Source organism: Candidatus Accumulibacter phosphatis (assembly GCF_000024165.1).
Classification (GTDB): domain Bacteria; phylum Pseudomonadota; class Gammaproteobacteria; order Burkholderiales; family Rhodocyclaceae; genus Accumulibacter; species Accumulibacter phosphatis.
Genome location: NC_013194.1, coordinates 1200866 through 1216673, shown reverse-complemented (window position 1 = coordinate 1216673; position 15808 = coordinate 1200866). Strand labels below are relative to the sequence as shown.

Here is a 15808-nt window from a genome sequence, read left to right as displayed (position 1 = left end):
GACAGGCTCGGTCGCCACAGCCCGGCCAAGAAAAATGCCAGAGCAATCGACCGGCAGCGTACTGATCGCTGTAATATTCCGACCTCGACCCACCCTCCCCGATCCATCTCTTCTGACGGAACGAACCGATGACTACAGAAGCCCCGACCGCCGATACCCCTGTGCAGCAGTCCCCGATCACCTTCCCGCCGGAATACTTCCAGAATCGTGAGATGAGCCTGCTCGCGTTCAATCGGCGCGTTCTCTGGCAGGCCAAGAACCCGCGGACTCCGTTGCTCGAACGTCTGCGCTTCCTGTGCATCGTCAGTAGCAATCTCGACGAGTTCTTCGAGATTCGGGAGGCGGGGATCAAGGAACAGTTGAAGCTCGGATCGGTGGCGATCACTACCGACGGCAAGACGGCGCGCGAGGTCTATCGCCTGGTCAGCGACGAAACGCATGCGATCGTCAAGGAGCAGTACGCGCTGCTCAACGACGAAATCCTGCCCCTGCTCGCTGCCGAAGGCATCCGTTTCGTCAAGCGCGCAGAATGGAACGCCGCGCAGCGTGACTGGATCAGCGACTTCTTCTTCCGCGAAGTGATGCCGGTAATCACGCCGATCGGACTCGACCCTTCGCATCCCTTCCCGCGGGTACTCAACAAGAGCCTCAACTTCGCCGTCGAGCTCGAAGGTCGCGATGCCTTTGGCCGTAGTTCCGGGGCAGCCATCGTCCAGGCGCCCCGCGTCCTGCCGCGGGTCATCCGGCTGCCACGTGAGCTCGGGGACGCCGAGTACACCTTCGTCTTCCTGTCGTCGATCCTGCACGAGTTCGTCCACGAGCTCTTCTCGGGCATGAAGGTCCTCGGCTGCTACCAGTTCCGGGTGACGCGCAACAGCGACCTGTTCGTCGACGAGGAGGAAGTCAAGAACCTGCGCGCCAAGATCCAGGGCGAATTGCCACAACGTCATTTCGGCGATGCCGTCCGGCTCGAAGTCGCCAACAGCTGCTCGGAGGCGATGACGCAGTTCCTCCTCGGCCAGTTCAATCTCACCGAGAGCGATCTGTTTCGAGTGGCCGGTCCGGTCAATCTGGTGCGCCTGATGCAGGTGCCCGACTGGGTGGTGCGCAACGACCTGAAGTTCCTCCCCTTCACGCCGGGCATACCCAAGGCCTTGCAGAAATGCCACAGCGTTTTCGACAGCATCCGCGGCGGCGACATCCTGCTGCACCACCCCTACCAGAGCTTCAATCCGGTAATCGAGTTGCTCGAACAGGCGGCAACCGACCCGCAGGTGGTGGCGATCAAGATGACCGTCTACCGCACCGGCACCGATTCGGTCCTCATGCAGTCGCTGCTGCGCGCGGCGCAGAACGGCAAGGAAGTGACGGTGGTCGTCGAACTGATGGCCCGCTTCGACGAGGAAGCGAACATCGGCTGGGCGACCAAACTCGAGGAAGTCGGCGCGCACGTCGTCTATGGAGTCGTCGGCTACAAGACGCACGCCAAGATGCTGATGATCGTGCGGCGCGAAGAAGGCAAGGCAGGCAGCAGCCTCCTGCGCCGCTACGTGCATCTGGGCACCGGCAACTACCATCCGAAAACAGCTCGTCTGTACTCGGACTTCGGTCTGCTGACCTGCAACGAAGAGATCGGCGCCGATACCAACGAGGTCTTCAAGCAGCTCACCGGCCTGGGTCGTGCGCAGACGCTGACGCACTTGTGGCAGGCACCGTTCACGCTGCAGCCGAACGTCGTCGCCGGCATCCGCGCGGAAGCCGATGCGGCGCGCGCCGGCAAGCGTGCGCGCATCATCGCCAAGATGAATTCGCTGCTCGAACCGGAGACGATCGCGGCGCTTTATGAAGCGTCGCAGGCCGGCGTGAAGATCGACCTGATCGTGCGCGGCGTCTGTGGTCTGCGCGCCGGCGTCAAGGACCTGTCCGACAACATCAGTGTTCGCTCGATCATCGGCCGGCAGCTCGAGCATCACCGGGTCTTCTATTTCTACGCCGGTGGCGAGGAGAAGGTCTATCTGTCGAGCGCCGACTGGATGGAGCGTAACTTCTTCCGGCGCATCGAACTGGCCTTTCCGGTGCTCGACCGCAAGCTGAAGCGTCGGGTGATCGCCGAGGGGCTGCAGATCTATCTCGCCGACAACACCCTGGCCTGGGAACTCGGACCCGATGGGACCTACCACCAGCGGCGCGGCTCACGCACCAGCCGGCATGCGTCGCAGAGCGAGTTGATCGAACTGCTCCAGTCCTGAATCACGGCAGGGGGGACGCCCCCCTTGCCTCCCCGCGCGCGGCGGCCTTGGTCAGGCGCGCCGCGCGCCCACGACTCCCTCGACCTGATGCAGCAGCGCCAGCGTCCGATTGAGCTGCGCCATGGTGCCGACTTCGGCGGTGAAGCTCATGTGCGCATTGCCCTGCCGCGACTGGGTATTGACCGCGATGACGTTGATTTTCTCGCGCGCCAGAATGTCCGACACGTCGCGCAGCAAACCCTGACGATCGTGGGCGTCAATCACGATGTCGGCGGCAAAGACGCTGTCCGTCTTCAAACCCCAGGTCGTTTCGATCACCCGCTCGGGATGCATGCCGCGCATGTTGGTGAAGTTGCTGCAGTCCAGACGATGGACGGACACCCCCTTGCCACGCGTGACGAAGCCGACGATGGGGTCGGGCGGCACCGGTTTGCAACAACCGGCCAGCTGGGTCAGCAAGCGATCGACGCCAACGATCAGGATGCCCTTTTCGGCCACATCGCTGTCTCGCTGCCGGCGTACCGGCAATTCACCGACAAGGCGTTCGTCGACCGGCATGTCGGTGCCGCGCACCGCCACCTGCAACTGGCGGATGTTGAGCTTGGCCCGCGCTACCGCGATGAACAGATCGTCGCTACCGGCAAGGCCCAGCCGGACCGCCAGCTCGTCAAGACTGACGCCTGTCTGACCCATCCTCTGCAGTTCACGGACAACGACCGAACGCCCTTCGGCAAGGGTGTCCTCGAGCGCCAGACTGGCGAACCATTGCCTGACCTTGACGCGCGACCGATGGGTGAACAAGTAACCGAGCGAGGAGTTCAACCAGTCACGCGACGGGCCACCGTGTTTGGCGAGGACGATCTCGACACGTTGCCCGGTGGCCAGTTGTGTGTTGAGCGGCACCAGCGCGCCGTCGACCTTGGCGCCACGACAACGGTGACCGATATCGGTGTGCACCCGATAGGCGAAATCAACCGGTGTCGCACCACGCGGCAGATCGACGACGCGCCCCTGCGGCGTCAGGATGTAGACCGTCTCGTCGAAGGCGGCCTGCTTGTAGTGTTTGACCCAGTCCGACGAATCCGCCACATCGTCCCGCCAAGTCAGCAACTGACGCAGCCAGGCAATCTTCTCGTCGTAGCGGTCTTCCGGCGTCGTCCCGCTGCCTTCCTTGTAGCGCCAGTGCGCAGCGACGCCCAGTTCGGCGTGGCGGTGCATTTCCCGGGTGCGAATCTGCACCTCGATCGCCCGCCCGTCAGGGCAGTGCACTGCCGTGTGCAGTGAGCGGTAGTCGTTACCCTTCGGATGCGAGATGTAGTCGTCGAACTCCTTGGCGATCGGCGACCAGATGTGGTGCACGATGCCGAGCGCCGTATAGCAATCCCTCACCTCCTCGACGATCACGCGCAGCGCACGCACGTCATAGACCTCGGAGAACTCGACGCCCTTCTTGCGCATCTTGTTCCAGATGCTGTAGATGTGCTTGGGTCGCCCATAGATTTCGGGCGTACCGACGCCGGCGGCCGCCAGTTCGCTCTTCAGGCGATCGATCGCGTCGGCGATGAACTGTTCGCGCTCGGTCCGCTTCTCGTCGAGGTGCCTGGCGATCTCCTTGTAGATCTCCGGGTGCAGGTAGCGGAAGGAAAGATCCTCGAGTTCCCACTTCAGCTCCCAGACGCCGAGCCGGTTGGCCAGCGGCGAATACAGTTCGAGCGTCTCACGCGCCACCGGAACGCGCAGCTCATCGGGCTCGGCGGCGTAATGGCGCAGGGTCTGCGTGCGTGAAGCCAGGCGCAGCAGTACCACCCTGATGTCCTCGACCATGGCCAGCAGCATCTTGCGCAGCACTTCGATCTGCGACCGCAGCTCCTGCGGGTTCTTCTCGCCGCTGTCGATCGAATGCGCGACGAAACCGCGCGAGATCGGCCGCAAGCGATTCAGGCGCGAGATTCCGTCGACCAGATGCGCCACGCTTCGCCCGAAATCGCTTTCGATGCGGGTCAGGCCAAACTCCAGGATCGCCGGCACCGCAAACAGCAGCGCCGCCAGACGCGAATCGGCGTCCAGTTTGAGCCCGGCGACGATCAGCGCCATACCCAGCGCATGACCCCAGACTGCTTCGCCGCTACCCAGTTGGCCATCGCCATAGATGCCGCGGGCGAAGTCCACCGCCCGACGCAGGCGCTCTGCCTCGACAGCGGGTAGACCTTCAACAAGCGTCTGCAAGGAGTGCTCGAAGTCGCTCTGCGCAGCGACCGAGTGGATGACCGAGACCATCGAAGCATTATAAGTCCTCGCCCGGCCATCATGCATAATGCCGGTTTCCCGCGACGGTTGCCCGCCATGCTCGCCCGCCTGCACCACCCCTATCTGCTGCTCGTGCTGACCACTCTGTTCTGGTCGGGCAACATGGTTCTCGGTCGCGCGATTCGCAACGAAGTTCCCCCCCTCTCGCTCGCCTTCTGGCGCTGGGCAATCGCCCTGCTGCTGACCCTGCCGCTCGCCCTGCCGCATCTGCGTTCGCAATGGCCCTTGCTCCGGCGCGGCTGGAAGGCCGTGGTCAGCCTCGGACTGCTCGGTGTCGGCGGCTACAACACGCTCGCCTACGTCGGCCTGAACTACACGCCGGCGACCAACGCCGTGCTGCTCAACTCCTTCATCCCGATCGCCACGATCACCCTGTCGTGGGTCTTCCTCAAGAAGCACCTGCGCCGCGTCGAATCGCTCGGCGTGCTGTTGTCCTTCGTCGGCGTGGCGACCATCGTCTGCCGTGGCCAGTTCGCGACACTGGCCAGTCTGAGCCTCAACGTCGGTGACCTGTGGATGCTCGCCGCGGTATTCACCTGGGCGCTCTACACCATCGGCCTGCAGTGGCGGCCGGCGGGCGTTGACCCGATGTTGCTGCTCGCCGCCTTCACCGTCGTCGGGCTGCTTGCGCTCGCCCCCGCCTACGCCTGGGAAATCGCCCAGGGCAGAACGATTGCCGTGTCGCCCGGCTCGCTCGCCGGGATCGCCTACACCGGCGTCTTTCCGGGCTTTCTCGGCTACGTCTTCTACAACCGCGCCGTGGGCGAAGTCGGGGCCAGCAAGGCCAGCCTATTCCTGCACCTGATGCCGGTTTTCGGAATCATCCTCTCCGCCATCTTCCTCGCCGAAATCCCGCAGTCCTACCACTACGGCGGCATCGCGCTGATCTTCGCCGGCATCTACCTGACCACCGCAACGCCACCGCAGCCGAGAACACCATGATCGAAACCCTCCTCGGCTGGTGGCGCAAGCGCCTCGAACCCGCCCCGCCACCGGAAGCCTTGTGGCAAGAGATCATGGCGGGGCTACCGTTTCTCGCGGCACTCGACGCCGACGAACAGCTCCGGCTGCGCGGTCTGGCCGAGCGATTTCTCGCCGAGAAGGAGTTCACCACCGCCGGCGGGCTGCAGCTCAGCAACGCCATCTGTCTGTCGATCGCCGCACAGGGTTGCCTGCCGATCCTCAACCTCGGCCTCGACTACTATCGCGGCTGGATAGGGATCATCGTCTACCCCGACGAATTCATCATCCCGCGCAGCATCGAGGACGAATCCGGCGTCGTCCATGAATACGAGGAACTGGCCTCGGGTGAAGCCTGGGACGGCGGTCCGCTGCTCATTTCCTGGCGCGACGCGCAGATGGCCGGGAGCGGCTACAACGTCGTCATCCACGAGTTCGCGCACAAGCTGGACATGCTCAGCGGCGAGGCGAACGGCATCCCGCCGCTGCCGCCGGAACTCCCCCGCGCCGCCTGGCAGGAGGTGCTGCGTACCAGCTACGACGATTTCTGCGCCTGGGTGGACGAGGCGGCCGCGGCCGACGAGGAAACACCCTTCGACCCGTACGCGGCGGAGAATCCCGGCGAGTTTTTTGCGGTCATGAGCGAAGCGTTCTTCGAAACGCCGGACATTCTGCAGGCCGAGTATCCGCAACTCTACGCCAGTCTGGCCGGCTTCTACCGGCAGGATCCGGCTTCGCGGCTGGTCGCACGCTGAGGCTCAGCCGAGCGGAGCGCCCCTTGCGCCCGACACGGCAAGCGACCGGCGTCAGCGCCCCGCGCCGCTGTCAAGCCGTCCGAGAAAACCGACGATTGCCTCGATGACCGCCAACGGCTGATCGCGGTGCGGCGAATGACCGCAGCCGGCCAGCCCGAGCAGTTCGACATCCGCAGCGGCTTTCGCAATGCACTCGATCTGGGACATCGTCGCGTACTCGTCGTCTTCGCCCTGGATCGCCAACACCGGACAGCGCAGCCCCGGCAGACAGTCGGTGATGCTCCAGGCGCGGAACTCGGGTGCCAGCCAGGTGTCGTGCCAGGCCCGGAAAACGGCGTCCGGGTCGCGGTGATAGCGTGCCAGTTTCTGCGGCCAGTCGCCGTGCGCGTACGACTCGCCGGCCAGGCGAATGCCGGCCAGAGCTTTTTCCTCGACGAACTCGTGGGGCGCCATGACGACGACTCCGGCGACGCGATCCGGCAGCGCGGCCGCGTGGATCAGCGCAATCGAGCCACCATCGCTGTGCCCGATCAGCACCGGCCGTTCGATGGACAGCGCCGCCAGCAAGCGCGGAAACCGTTCGAGCGCCTCGGTGTGCAGGTAGCGCGGCGTCCGCGGCGCCGGTAGCGGTGCCGAGCGACCGTGCCCGAGGCGCGACCAGAGCAAGGTCCGACAACCGGTCGCCGCCGCCACGCGCGCCGGGAAATCACGCCACAGCGCGACGCTGCCAAGCGCCTCGTGGAGAAAGACCAGCGTCGGGAGACCGGGCCGGCGCGCCGCAATCAGCTCGTACTCGAGGCGCCCGCCGTCGACATCGACGAAGTCGACCACCCCGTCAGACGACCAGCAGGAAGTCGCGCACGATGCCGATCTGCCCGGCGTCGAGAAACATCGGAGCGTGTCCGACACCGGGAATCTCGACGGTCTGCGGGCGCGGGCCCCGCATCGCCATCGCCTGCAGCGTCTCGGCCGTCAGCAGATCGGAATCGGCGCCGCGCAGCACCAGCGTCGGGCAGCGGATGCGATCGTAGATCGGCCACAGGTCGATATCCCCGGAACTCAGCGCCTGCCGGAACGGCTCGCCGATCGCCGGGTCGTAGCACATCTCCAGGCGTCCATCGGACGCCCGCTGCAGGCAGAACTCGGTGAGATGGCGCCACTGCGCGTCGCTCAGGGGGCCGAAGGGCTCACTGACCAGTCGAATGTACTTCTCGGCATCGTCGAAGGTGTCGAACTTCGGTGCGCGGCCGACGTAGTCGCTGATCCGTTGCAGCGAAGCGACGGTGATCACCGGCCCGACATCGTTGAGCACCAGGCGCGTGATCGGCGAATCTTCCTGGCTGGCGATCCACATCCCGATCAGCCCCCCCAGCGACGTGCCGAGCCAGTGCACCGCTTCGACATCGAGCCGGGCAAGCAGCACCAGCATGTCCGTCACGTACTGCTGAACAACGTAGCCGGACGGGTCACGCAGCCAGTCGCTGCGCCCACGCCCGACGACGTCGGGGCACAGCACGCGATAATCGGCGGCCAGCACGCGCGCCAGTTCGTCGAAGTCACGCCCGTTGCGCGTCAGCCCGTGCGCGCAAACGAGGACGTTCGGATTGTCGCGCTCGCCCCATTCCGTATACGCCATGCGATGCAGACCCGCAGGCGAAGCGCAGCGTACCTGACGTTCGGCGAAGGCCGGCGTCGTCCCGGCGAGCCAACGGGATAACCCGGAAAGCGCACTCATCATCCATCTCCAGGAGAAGTTTCAACTGTTTCGATGTCACGTCGATGCCACCGCCGGCATCGCCCTACTGCGGCCGAGGACCGGTCACCTTGCAGGCCAATGTATCACCGTCGCGAACCGCGTGCCCCGTTCCGGTCAGCTGCCTGCCGCGCCGGCGACTCGCCTTGACCGGAAGGCGGCGACTTTAGCACACGCGTCGCGGCCGGCGGCGGGAAGAACGCCCTGTCCGAGGGGTATCGAGGTGGACGGCGAGAAACGCGCGGTCACAAATTAGCTGGCTCCCGTTTGCGTGCCCCAACGTTCATTTATGGGACTCGCGCTTCCTTGCCGGCATCGAAAAGGCGACGGGGCAGAAACACGAAGCCCAACCGCGAAGCCGACCGAAAAAGCCTCCACCACAGAAGGCTGGAGAGCGAGAGCGTGGACAGATCTCTGTGAGATTGTGAGCCTGGCCCCCTGGGTTCTGCGCGCCACATCAGTTACGACACACGCTCTGAACAGGGCTCCCGCGCCTTTGCTCTGCTCGCCAGCCTTGTCGAAACCTGTCGCTGTCGCGCCGCTTCTGTCTCGCAGTACCTCGCCACCGTCATCGCCGCTCGCAAGGGTTTGCCGCTGCCCCCCATCCCTGTCATTCCGGCTACAGCATAGGGGAGTGAACGATTGCGTGGCGCTTGCCATGGAAAAGGAGGCGCTGGCCATGGAAAAGGACGAAACGCCGTACCCAGCCCCTGTAAGCCTGCTCCGTCCGTATGCTATAGTCCTTGCGGCGAATGCTTTCGGAGAGTTGGTCAAGGAGCCTGTTGGGAGGCCCAACAACGCCATTGGCATTGACGCACTTGTCGGAATTTTTAGTGAACGTGCCCATGCCCTATCTCCTTGTTTCCGTTGGAAGTTCATCGCTTACTTTACATTCACACAGCATGCTGACGCAAAACTCTGCGTCAATTAGGTTTGCGACATCACGTTAGCCCGCACGCATTGCTATGCGCACCTTCTCGGACTTCTTCGCCTACCTCGGTTGTCCTCTGAGGAACACGCGCTGGTCGTGGTCCGCCGTGTCCGCTGACGGTCGGCGCGCGCTATTCACCCTCTGGAGTGACGAAGTCAAGAATAGGCAGTACGTGCTGTATCCCACGTCGCTCCGCCGGCCTCGCGAGATTCCTGAGGAGGCTGATTCTCGCCTCGGTGCGGAAGAGATCGCGCGAAATGCCCACTACGCGGCGTCCACGCCTGGTGTCGAGGCATTCGGCGTGCTCACCATCGCCAAAGACACGAATGCCACTACTCGCGAGCGCGCCACGTACGATGACAGCACGGTCTTTCGACTGCGCATTGAGGTCGTCGATGGTGTCTACATTGCGCATCTCGTCGAGCGCCCATCAGTTCGCTCACTTGTCGAGGCCAACAGTGCGGGCTAACCAGTTGTTCGAGCCGACGGCCACATGCACGCTTCGCGTGCTTGCGTCCGCAGCTCAACTCCAACGTTAGGCGCCACAGGAAACACCATGCCCAATCTACGTGTCACCGAAGTCAAGGCATTCGTTCCGGCCAGAGACTTCGAACTATCGAAGCGCTTCTATCAGGACCTCGGCTTCACCATGGCCTCTGACGGTGGAGGTGTCGCGTACTTCCACCACGACCACGCCAGCTTCCTGCTTCAGGACTTCTGCGTTGACGAACACATCCAGAACTTCATGATGCATCTGCTCGTGGAGGACGTAGATGACTGGCACCGGAAGATCACGGAGTCCGGACTCGCAGAGAAGTACAAAGTCGCGCTCGGCCAGGTTGAACTACAACCCTGGAGAATGCGAGACTTCACGCTCTTTGATCCGTCAGGCGTTTTATGGCGAATCGCTCAGAACGTGAAGTAGGCGCACAGTCTCGTCAGCTGGCAGGACTTATGAATTCAGTCACTACACTGTCGTCGCTGGTGGCGCCTAACCCCTCGCTCAACCGGACACGCTACGGCAGGCAGCGTAAGGCTGGCGCGCAGCGGCTTCGCCACTGTCGCGCGCCAGCCTTACGCTGCCTGCCTCCGCGTGCCGGTTAGCTCGAACGTTAGGCTGCACATGTACCGCTTCGCTCCGAATTTTGACTTGGGCTTTTGCGTTGGGTCTTCACTCGATCAAATTGCTATCGGCAAATACGATGTGCAATTCAAGTTTGGCTCCGGAGCCACAATTGCTGTGCAAAGTCAGGCAACCGTGCTTTGCCGAGAAGAACCTGTTGCAAACTGGACTGAAGCAGAAGGCTGGTCGTCTTTGGCCTACCATCGCTTACTCAACGAGCAAGTAACCAAGGGCATCGTGATCGATGAACGAACCATCGAAATTCAATTCACAGAGAACCTTGCTCTGCGGATATATGACAACTCCGACCAATACGAATCAATGCAAATCTATTTGCCTGCGCCCTGTTCCGGCATCATTGTCATATGAAAGTGCAGCCTAACCCTGCGTTCGAGGGGACCTGCGCAAAAAGCCGCGCAGCCCCCTCAACTCCACGTTAGCCATATATGCCCATCAACTACTCACTACGCATTCCTACTGGAGAGCTAAAAGACTATCAAGGTCGCTACAATTTCAGCGCCGAAGCCAATCTTGAAAAATACCATCAAATTGGGCCAAATCAGGGCTATTTAACTACCACTCAATTACACGAGATATGTCACTGGAAATCAAAAAGACGCTCAGACCTTGCTCTAAAGAACCCCGAGCCGCTTGTTAGAGAAATAACAACCTTTTCCTTTTCGGCACAATGCGAAGAGTCTAGGCTGGGTTCGCTCACGCTACTTTCAGGCGTTCAATTTCCAACGGCCTCTGTTATATTGCACTTCTGCGTTGACCAAACGTACCCCATTCTAGATTTCAGGGCTATATGGAGCCTTGGAATCGACCAACCCTCACAGTACACATTCGCATTCTGGAACGAATACGTTGAAATTTGTCGCTCTGTTGCAACCGCTCATAATCTCTCCGTCAGAGAGTTAGATATGGCTCTTTGGCAGTACTCAAGTGAGAACCAAAATGGCTAACCCGGCATTCAACTGGACGCCGGTGCAGCGTGGTTGCTTGTCCGGCGGCGCTCTTGCCGGCGCCGGTTAATTCTACGTTGGGCGTCTCACATTGAGGCTTGAATGGTTTTTGCGGAGATGGAATATCACAAGCACTACTCGGATTTTCATACCGAGTTACTTGCTTTTGTCGGCCAGAACTTCTTGTGGCTAAAGGGGCCAGGCTCAATTTAATCTGCTATACTTCCCGCATGCCTCGTCGTACCCGAATTCATCTCCCCGGCCTGCCCCTGCACATCGTTCAGCGGGGGCATAACCGCGACGCATGCTTCTTCGCCGAGGACGACTACCTCGCCTATCGGGAATGGCTGGGGGAGGCTACCAAGGCGATCGGCTGCCAGCTTCATGCGTATGTGCAAATGACCAACCACGTGCATCTGCTCGTGACGCCGCCGGAAGCGACGGCTGTGTGCCGGTTGATGATCTCGCTCGGCAGGCGCTATGTGCAGTACGTCAACAGAGCTTACCGGCGCACTGGCACCTTGTGGGACGGCCGTTACAAGTCATCGCTGGTACAGGCCGATGACTATTTGCTCGTCTGTCAGCGCTACATTGAACTGAATCCAGTTCGTGCGGCGATCGTGGATGATCCGGCGCGCTATCGTTGGAGCAGTTATCGGGCCAACGGACTCGGGGAGGCCGACCCGTTGTTGACGCCTCATGAAGTCTATCTGGGCTTGGGAGAGAGCCGCGCTGAGCGGCTGGTGTCGTATAGGGAATTGTTCCGATCAGAACTCGACGCCGAGGTGATAGGCGGGATCCGCATGGCGATGGGCCAGGGACAACCGCTGGGGGACGCGCGCTTCCTTGACAGCATTGAAAAGGCGATGGGGCACCGACGCGAAGCCCGACCGCGGGGCCGACCGAAAAAGCCCATGGCACACGGGACTGGGGAGGGAGAGCCTAGACAGGTCTCAATGGAATTGTGAGTCTGGCCCCTTTGGGGTGAACTCATCCCCGAGTTTTCCGCGTGGCTTTCCGGCCTCAGTGACAGCATGACGCATCGTCGCCTGGCGCGGCGTTTGGAGAAAGCGCAGGCGGGTAACCTGGGTGATGTCAAGCCGGTCGGCGAGAGCGTGTTCGAGATGCGCGAACACTTCGGGCCGGGCTGGCGCATGTACTACGTGCAGCGCGGCGCGGCGCTGATCGTGATGCTAGGCGGTGGCGACAAGTCTACGCAGGCCGCCGATATTGCCAAGGCCATCACGTTGGCCGCTACCGTGGAGGATTGAACCATGACCAAAAGGATCAAGGTTGCCGAGTTGCCGGAATTCGACATGGCCGAGCATTTACCTGACCAGCAGGCTATTGCCGAGTACCTGACCATCGTTCTTGAAGAGAACGATCCGGCCGAATTCGCCCATGCGCTCGGCACGATTGCCCGCGCGCGCGGCATGACCGAGATCGCGCGGGCGTCCGGTCTCACGCGCGAGGCCCTCTACCGGGCGCTGCGGTCAGATGCGCTCCCGCGCTTCGATACCGTGTCTCGCGTGTGCGCGGCACTGGGCGTCAAGCTCGTAGCCCAGGCGGTGGTTCCCGCGTAGGTTCTCATTGCTCAACGTCGTCTAACCTTCCGCTCCAGAGAGACGCTTCCACGTTAGAGCCCATCCCAACCGCAACACCGCAATGCCCGCCCTGTTCAAGAGAGGACGAGTGGAATTGTGAGTCTGGCCCCTTTGGGGTGCGGCCGCAGCATGGTCCACCAAACTTTCAGCACCAAAGACCACCGAAGGCATCGACTTCGATTGCGTTTCGAACGTGTGGACCCAAGATGACGACTTTGCCGATCTGGCTAACGTTTGTTACTGCGCGAAGGCCAAGCCTGAGTGACACGCGTGTCTGCAATAGCGGCCAAACAGGCGCGAAGGGCAGAGCGAGGAATACAGGGCAGACCACTGCCCAGCGTTTCAGCGTCCCTGCCAGTACCGACGATATTCGCCGCGATAGGAGGACAACGCGAGGCCGCTGGCCAGGTCGATGCGTACCGCGCCATCGCGATCGCTGCGCCACAGCCGGCTGCCCGCGTAGCGTGCGACGACATCGGGCCGCGGATGCTGGAAGCGGTTGCGGTAGCCGACCGGAATGATCACGTCACGCGCGGCGACGGCAGCAACGAAGTCAGGCGTCGACGACGTGGCGCTACCGTGGTGCGGGACGAGCAGCACGTCGCTGCGTAGTTGGTCTGCTGCCCGGGCCAGCAGCGCCTGCTCGTCGCGCGCCTCGATGTCGGAGGTGAGCAGAACGCTGCCGAAGGCATTTTCGATGCGCAGCACACAACTCATGTTGTTGGTCTTGGCGGCCTTGCGCTCGTAGTCGTCGGCCTGTGGGTGCAGGATCGTGAAATGCACGCCATCCCACTCCCAGGCCTGACCAGCAACACAGCGCTCACCGACGAGTTCGGGAACCGACGACAGCGTGCGCGCGATCGGCAGGGCTTGCTGTACGGCGACGACGCCACCGGAATGGTCCTTGTCGCGATGCGTGACGATCAGCGTGTCAAGCTCCCTGACACCGGTGGCACGCAGATAGGGCACGACGATGCGCTGACCGGCGTCGGACTCGGCGCTGTACAGCGGCCCGGTATCGTAGAGCAGCGTGTGCTCGGCAGTACGTACGACCACTGCCAGTCCCTGGCCGACATCGAGCACGTCCACCCAGGCATCACCCAACGCCGGCCGCGGCGCCGGCCAGAGCAGCGCCGGCAGCAGCAGGCAGACGCCAAGCCAGCGCGCCGGGAAGCCGCGCGGCAGCAACAGCCAGATGGCGCCCGGCACGGCGAGCAGGGTTGCGGCCAAAGGGGGTGCCGCTTGTTCCCAGACCGGCCAGACGGCCAGCCATTCGAGGAAGCGCATCAATCCGGCCAACAGCCAGTGATCGAAATGCAGCAGCAGCGGCCAGGGAATGACCGCGAATACCAGCGCCAGCGGCGTAATCACGAAGCTGACCAGCGGGATCGCCACCGCGTTGGCCGGCGGCGAAACCAGCGAAAACTGCTGGAACAGAAAGAGCAGCAAGGGCAGCGTCCCGACGGTCACCGCCCACTGCGTCGCGCCCCAGTTCGCGAGTGCGGCTCGCCAGCCACGCGCGGCACCGATGCGTCCCGTGCCAACAAAGAACAGTAGCCCGACGGCAGCGAAGGAGAGCCAGAAGCCCGGCGACAAAACCGCCCACGGATCGAGCAGGAGCACCAGCAGCAGCGCCAGCAACAGACTGCGGCTGACCCCCAGATTGCGACCCGACCACAGGGCCAGTGCCACCACGCTCAACATGTACAGGGTGCGCTGCGTCGGCACGGCAAAACCGGCGAGCAGCGAATAGCCCAAAGCGGCCAGCCAGCCGGCAGCGGTCGCCGCCTTCGGCGCCGGCAAGAAGAGCATCAGCCGCTCGCTGCGCCGCCACAGCCAGCCGACAAGGCCGGCGGACAGCGCCGCCACCATCGTTACATGCAGGCCAGAGATCGACATCAGGTGCGTCACACCGGTCTGCCGGAACAGACGCCACTGGTCTGTGGGAATGGCCTGTTGGTCGCCGATCGCCAGGGCGACGAGAACTCCCGCATAGGGAGCATCGGGCAGGACCTCAAGGAAGGATCGGCGAACCCCCTCACGCAGGCGCTCGATCGCGTAGCCGGGCCGCCAGACGAAGTCGTCCAGGCGCTGCGCATCGGCGCGTGGACGCACGTAGCCGGTGGCCCGCAGTCCGCGCTCGAAGAGCCAGGCCTCGTAGTCGAAGCCATGCGGATTGGCGTTGCCGTGGGGACGCTTCAGACGAACCGTGAAACGCCAGCGCTCACCCGGGCGAATCGCCAGTCCATCGCGCCACTCGTCTTCCAGCCAGCCGTGATACCAGGAAAGCATGATCCGTCGCGGCAGTTGCGCGCCCGGCGTCAGCACCGACTCGACATCGAAGGGGAAGCGCTCGCCGCGCTCGAAGCCCTGCGGCAGGGTGGCGACGACCCCGACGACATCGACATCACGGCCCTCCCACGCCTCCGGCAGGTGGTCCTGCAAGCGCTGGTCGGCGAAAAGCGCCGCCCACGAGAAACCCAGCAATGCGCAGGCGAACAGCGATACGGAGCGATTGATGGCATCCTGCCGGCGTGCCTGCCAGAGCAGGAACGAGAGCGCGGCGACCAGCGCGCCCACGACGGGCGACCAGGCCGGCAGAGTCTCCTGCGTCTGCAGAAAGCCGACACCGAGAGCGAAGGCGACAATACCGGTGCGCATTCCGCATTAGACCTGAAAACCGCCTCGACGATGGCGGGTCGTCCTGGCGTAATCCTGCTGGGGTGATCGTCACCGGTCAGCGCGAGCAGGCGCCATGCAGGCGCCGGACGACGCGCTGACCAGCATCGAGCACGTGCGGCCTGCCTCTCTGGTCTGCTCGCCGGACCCGGCGCGCAGACCGCTTCAGCCGAGTCTGAAGCGGTTCGCCTCCGCCTCGAGACCTTGCGCAAGGCTGTCGAGTTGCCTCGCCGTCGCGGCATTGCCGGCGACCGCCGCCAAACTACAAAAAAACCAGTCTCAATTTAGCACAAGCTCTTTCCAGTCCACGACGCCAACCATTCGCAGAAACTACCGATAGCCGTCGTCGTCGGGGCTCTGCTTGAACGACGCGAAGAGAAAGCAAGCTGATCGAACGCGGGAGTGCTGCTCTGAATGGCAGGTCCGCGACTGGAACGCCGTGGCCCAACAGATGCCCGAGATGATACCGCCCATCACGCCTT

15 protein-coding genes and 1 pseudogene are annotated in these 15808 nt (G+C 63.0%); 11 read left to right on the top strand and 5 right to left on the bottom strand.

The features are described from left to right. Positions 1-128: 128 nt before the first annotated feature. The gene (ppk1, locus tag CAP2UW1_RS05300) at positions 129-2249 is read left to right on the top strand and encodes a polyphosphate kinase 1 (protein ID WP_015765634.1); all 2121 of its coding nucleotides are present in this window, start codon (positions 129-131) and stop codon (positions 2247-2249) included. A gap of 51 nt (positions 2250-2300) precedes the next feature. Here the strand turns inward: ppk1 and CAP2UW1_RS05295 are convergent, their stop codons facing one another. Further along, a complete protein-coding gene (locus CAP2UW1_RS05295; protein WP_041567715.1) occupies positions 2301-4526 on the bottom strand; it encodes a RelA/SpoT family protein in 2226 nt (741 codons plus the stop codon). A gap of 66 nt (positions 4527-4592) precedes the next feature. On the opposite strand from CAP2UW1_RS05295, the gene CAP2UW1_RS05290 reads away from it, so the two are divergent. Together CAP2UW1_RS05290 and CAP2UW1_RS05285 are read left to right on the top strand one after the other, a co-directional pair. Further along, positions 4593-5498 (top strand): DMT family transporter, encoded by a 906-nt coding sequence (locus tag CAP2UW1_RS05290; RefSeq protein ID WP_015765632.1) that lies wholly within the window; start codon positions 4593-4595, stop codon positions 5496-5498. Next, a complete protein-coding gene (locus tag CAP2UW1_RS05285) occupies positions 5495-6271 on the top strand; it encodes a M90 family metallopeptidase (RefSeq protein WP_015765631.1) in 777 nt (258 codons plus the stop codon). Before CAP2UW1_RS05290 ends, CAP2UW1_RS05285 begins: the two co-directional genes overlap by 4 nt. A 51-nt stretch (positions 6272-6322) precedes the next feature. On the opposite strand, the gene CAP2UW1_RS05280 is transcribed toward CAP2UW1_RS05285, so the two are convergent. Beyond that, entirely contained in the window at positions 6323-7102 is a 780-nt protein-coding gene (locus CAP2UW1_RS05280) for an alpha/beta fold hydrolase (protein WP_015765630.1), read from the bottom strand. 4 nt (positions 7103-7106) lie between these two features. Then, complete coding sequence (locus CAP2UW1_RS05275) at positions 7107-8006, bottom strand: alpha/beta fold hydrolase (RefSeq protein ID WP_015765629.1); 900 nt, start codon at positions 8004-8006, stop codon at positions 7107-7109. A gap of 465 nt (positions 8007-8471) precedes the next feature. Between CAP2UW1_RS05275 and CAP2UW1_RS26340 the strand changes: the two are divergent. Beyond that, positions 8472-8654 (top strand): annotated as a pseudogene (locus CAP2UW1_RS26340) (IS66 family transposase); the annotation flags it as partial. On the opposite strand, the gene CAP2UW1_RS05270 reads toward CAP2UW1_RS26340, so the two are convergent. Next, complete coding sequence (locus CAP2UW1_RS05270) at positions 8644-8871, bottom strand: phage integrase N-terminal SAM-like domain-containing protein (protein ID WP_015765628.1); 228 nt, start codon at positions 8869-8871, stop codon at positions 8644-8646. The pseudogene CAP2UW1_RS26340 and the gene CAP2UW1_RS05270 overlap by 11 nt on opposite strands. A gap of 118 nt (positions 8872-8989) precedes the next feature. Here CAP2UW1_RS05270 and CAP2UW1_RS05265 point away from each other — a divergent pair, with 118 nt between their 5' ends. The 7 genes from CAP2UW1_RS05265 to CAP2UW1_RS05245 all read left to right on the top strand — a co-directional run bounded on the left by CAP2UW1_RS05265 (position 8990) and on the right by CAP2UW1_RS05245 (position 12626). Further along, complete coding sequence (locus tag CAP2UW1_RS05265) at positions 8990-9424, top strand: hypothetical protein (RefSeq protein ID WP_015765627.1); 435 nt, start codon at positions 8990-8992, stop codon at positions 9422-9424. 87 nt (positions 9425-9511) lie between these two features. Further along, the gene (locus CAP2UW1_RS05260; protein ID WP_015765626.1) at positions 9512-9880 is read left to right on the top strand and encodes a VOC family protein; all 369 of its coding nucleotides are present in this window, start codon (positions 9512-9514) and stop codon (positions 9878-9880) included. 198 nt (positions 9881-10078) lie between these two features. Continuing rightward, positions 10079-10447, top strand: coding sequence for a hypothetical protein (locus CAP2UW1_RS25325; protein ID WP_015765625.1), 369 nt, complete (start codon positions 10079-10081; stop codon positions 10445-10447). A 77-nt stretch (positions 10448-10524) separates the two neighbouring features. Beyond that, entirely contained in the window at positions 10525-11043 is a 519-nt protein-coding gene (locus CAP2UW1_RS25320; RefSeq protein ID WP_199931571.1) for a hypothetical protein, read from the top strand. A gap of 230 nt (positions 11044-11273) precedes the next feature. Continuing rightward, positions 11274-12011, top strand: a complete 738-nt coding sequence (locus tag CAP2UW1_RS05255) for a transposase (protein ID WP_015765623.1) — start codon at positions 11274-11276, stop codon at positions 12009-12011. Positions 12012-12035: 24 nt separating this feature from the next. After that, a complete protein-coding gene (locus CAP2UW1_RS05250) occupies positions 12036-12314 on the top strand; it encodes a type II toxin-antitoxin system RelE/ParE family toxin (RefSeq protein WP_041567714.1) in 279 nt (92 codons plus the stop codon). 3 nt (positions 12315-12317) lie between these two features. Beyond that, positions 12318-12626, top strand: a complete 309-nt coding sequence (locus CAP2UW1_RS05245) for an addiction module antidote protein (protein ID WP_015765621.1) — start codon at positions 12318-12320, stop codon at positions 12624-12626. Positions 12627-12989: 363 nt separating this feature from the next. On the opposite strand, the gene CAP2UW1_RS05240 is transcribed toward CAP2UW1_RS05245, so the two are convergent. Then, entirely contained in the window at positions 12990-15308 is a 2319-nt protein-coding gene (locus CAP2UW1_RS05240) for a DNA internalization-related competence protein ComEC/Rec2 (protein ID WP_015765620.1), read from the bottom strand. Positions 15309-15808 lie beyond the last annotated feature (500 nt).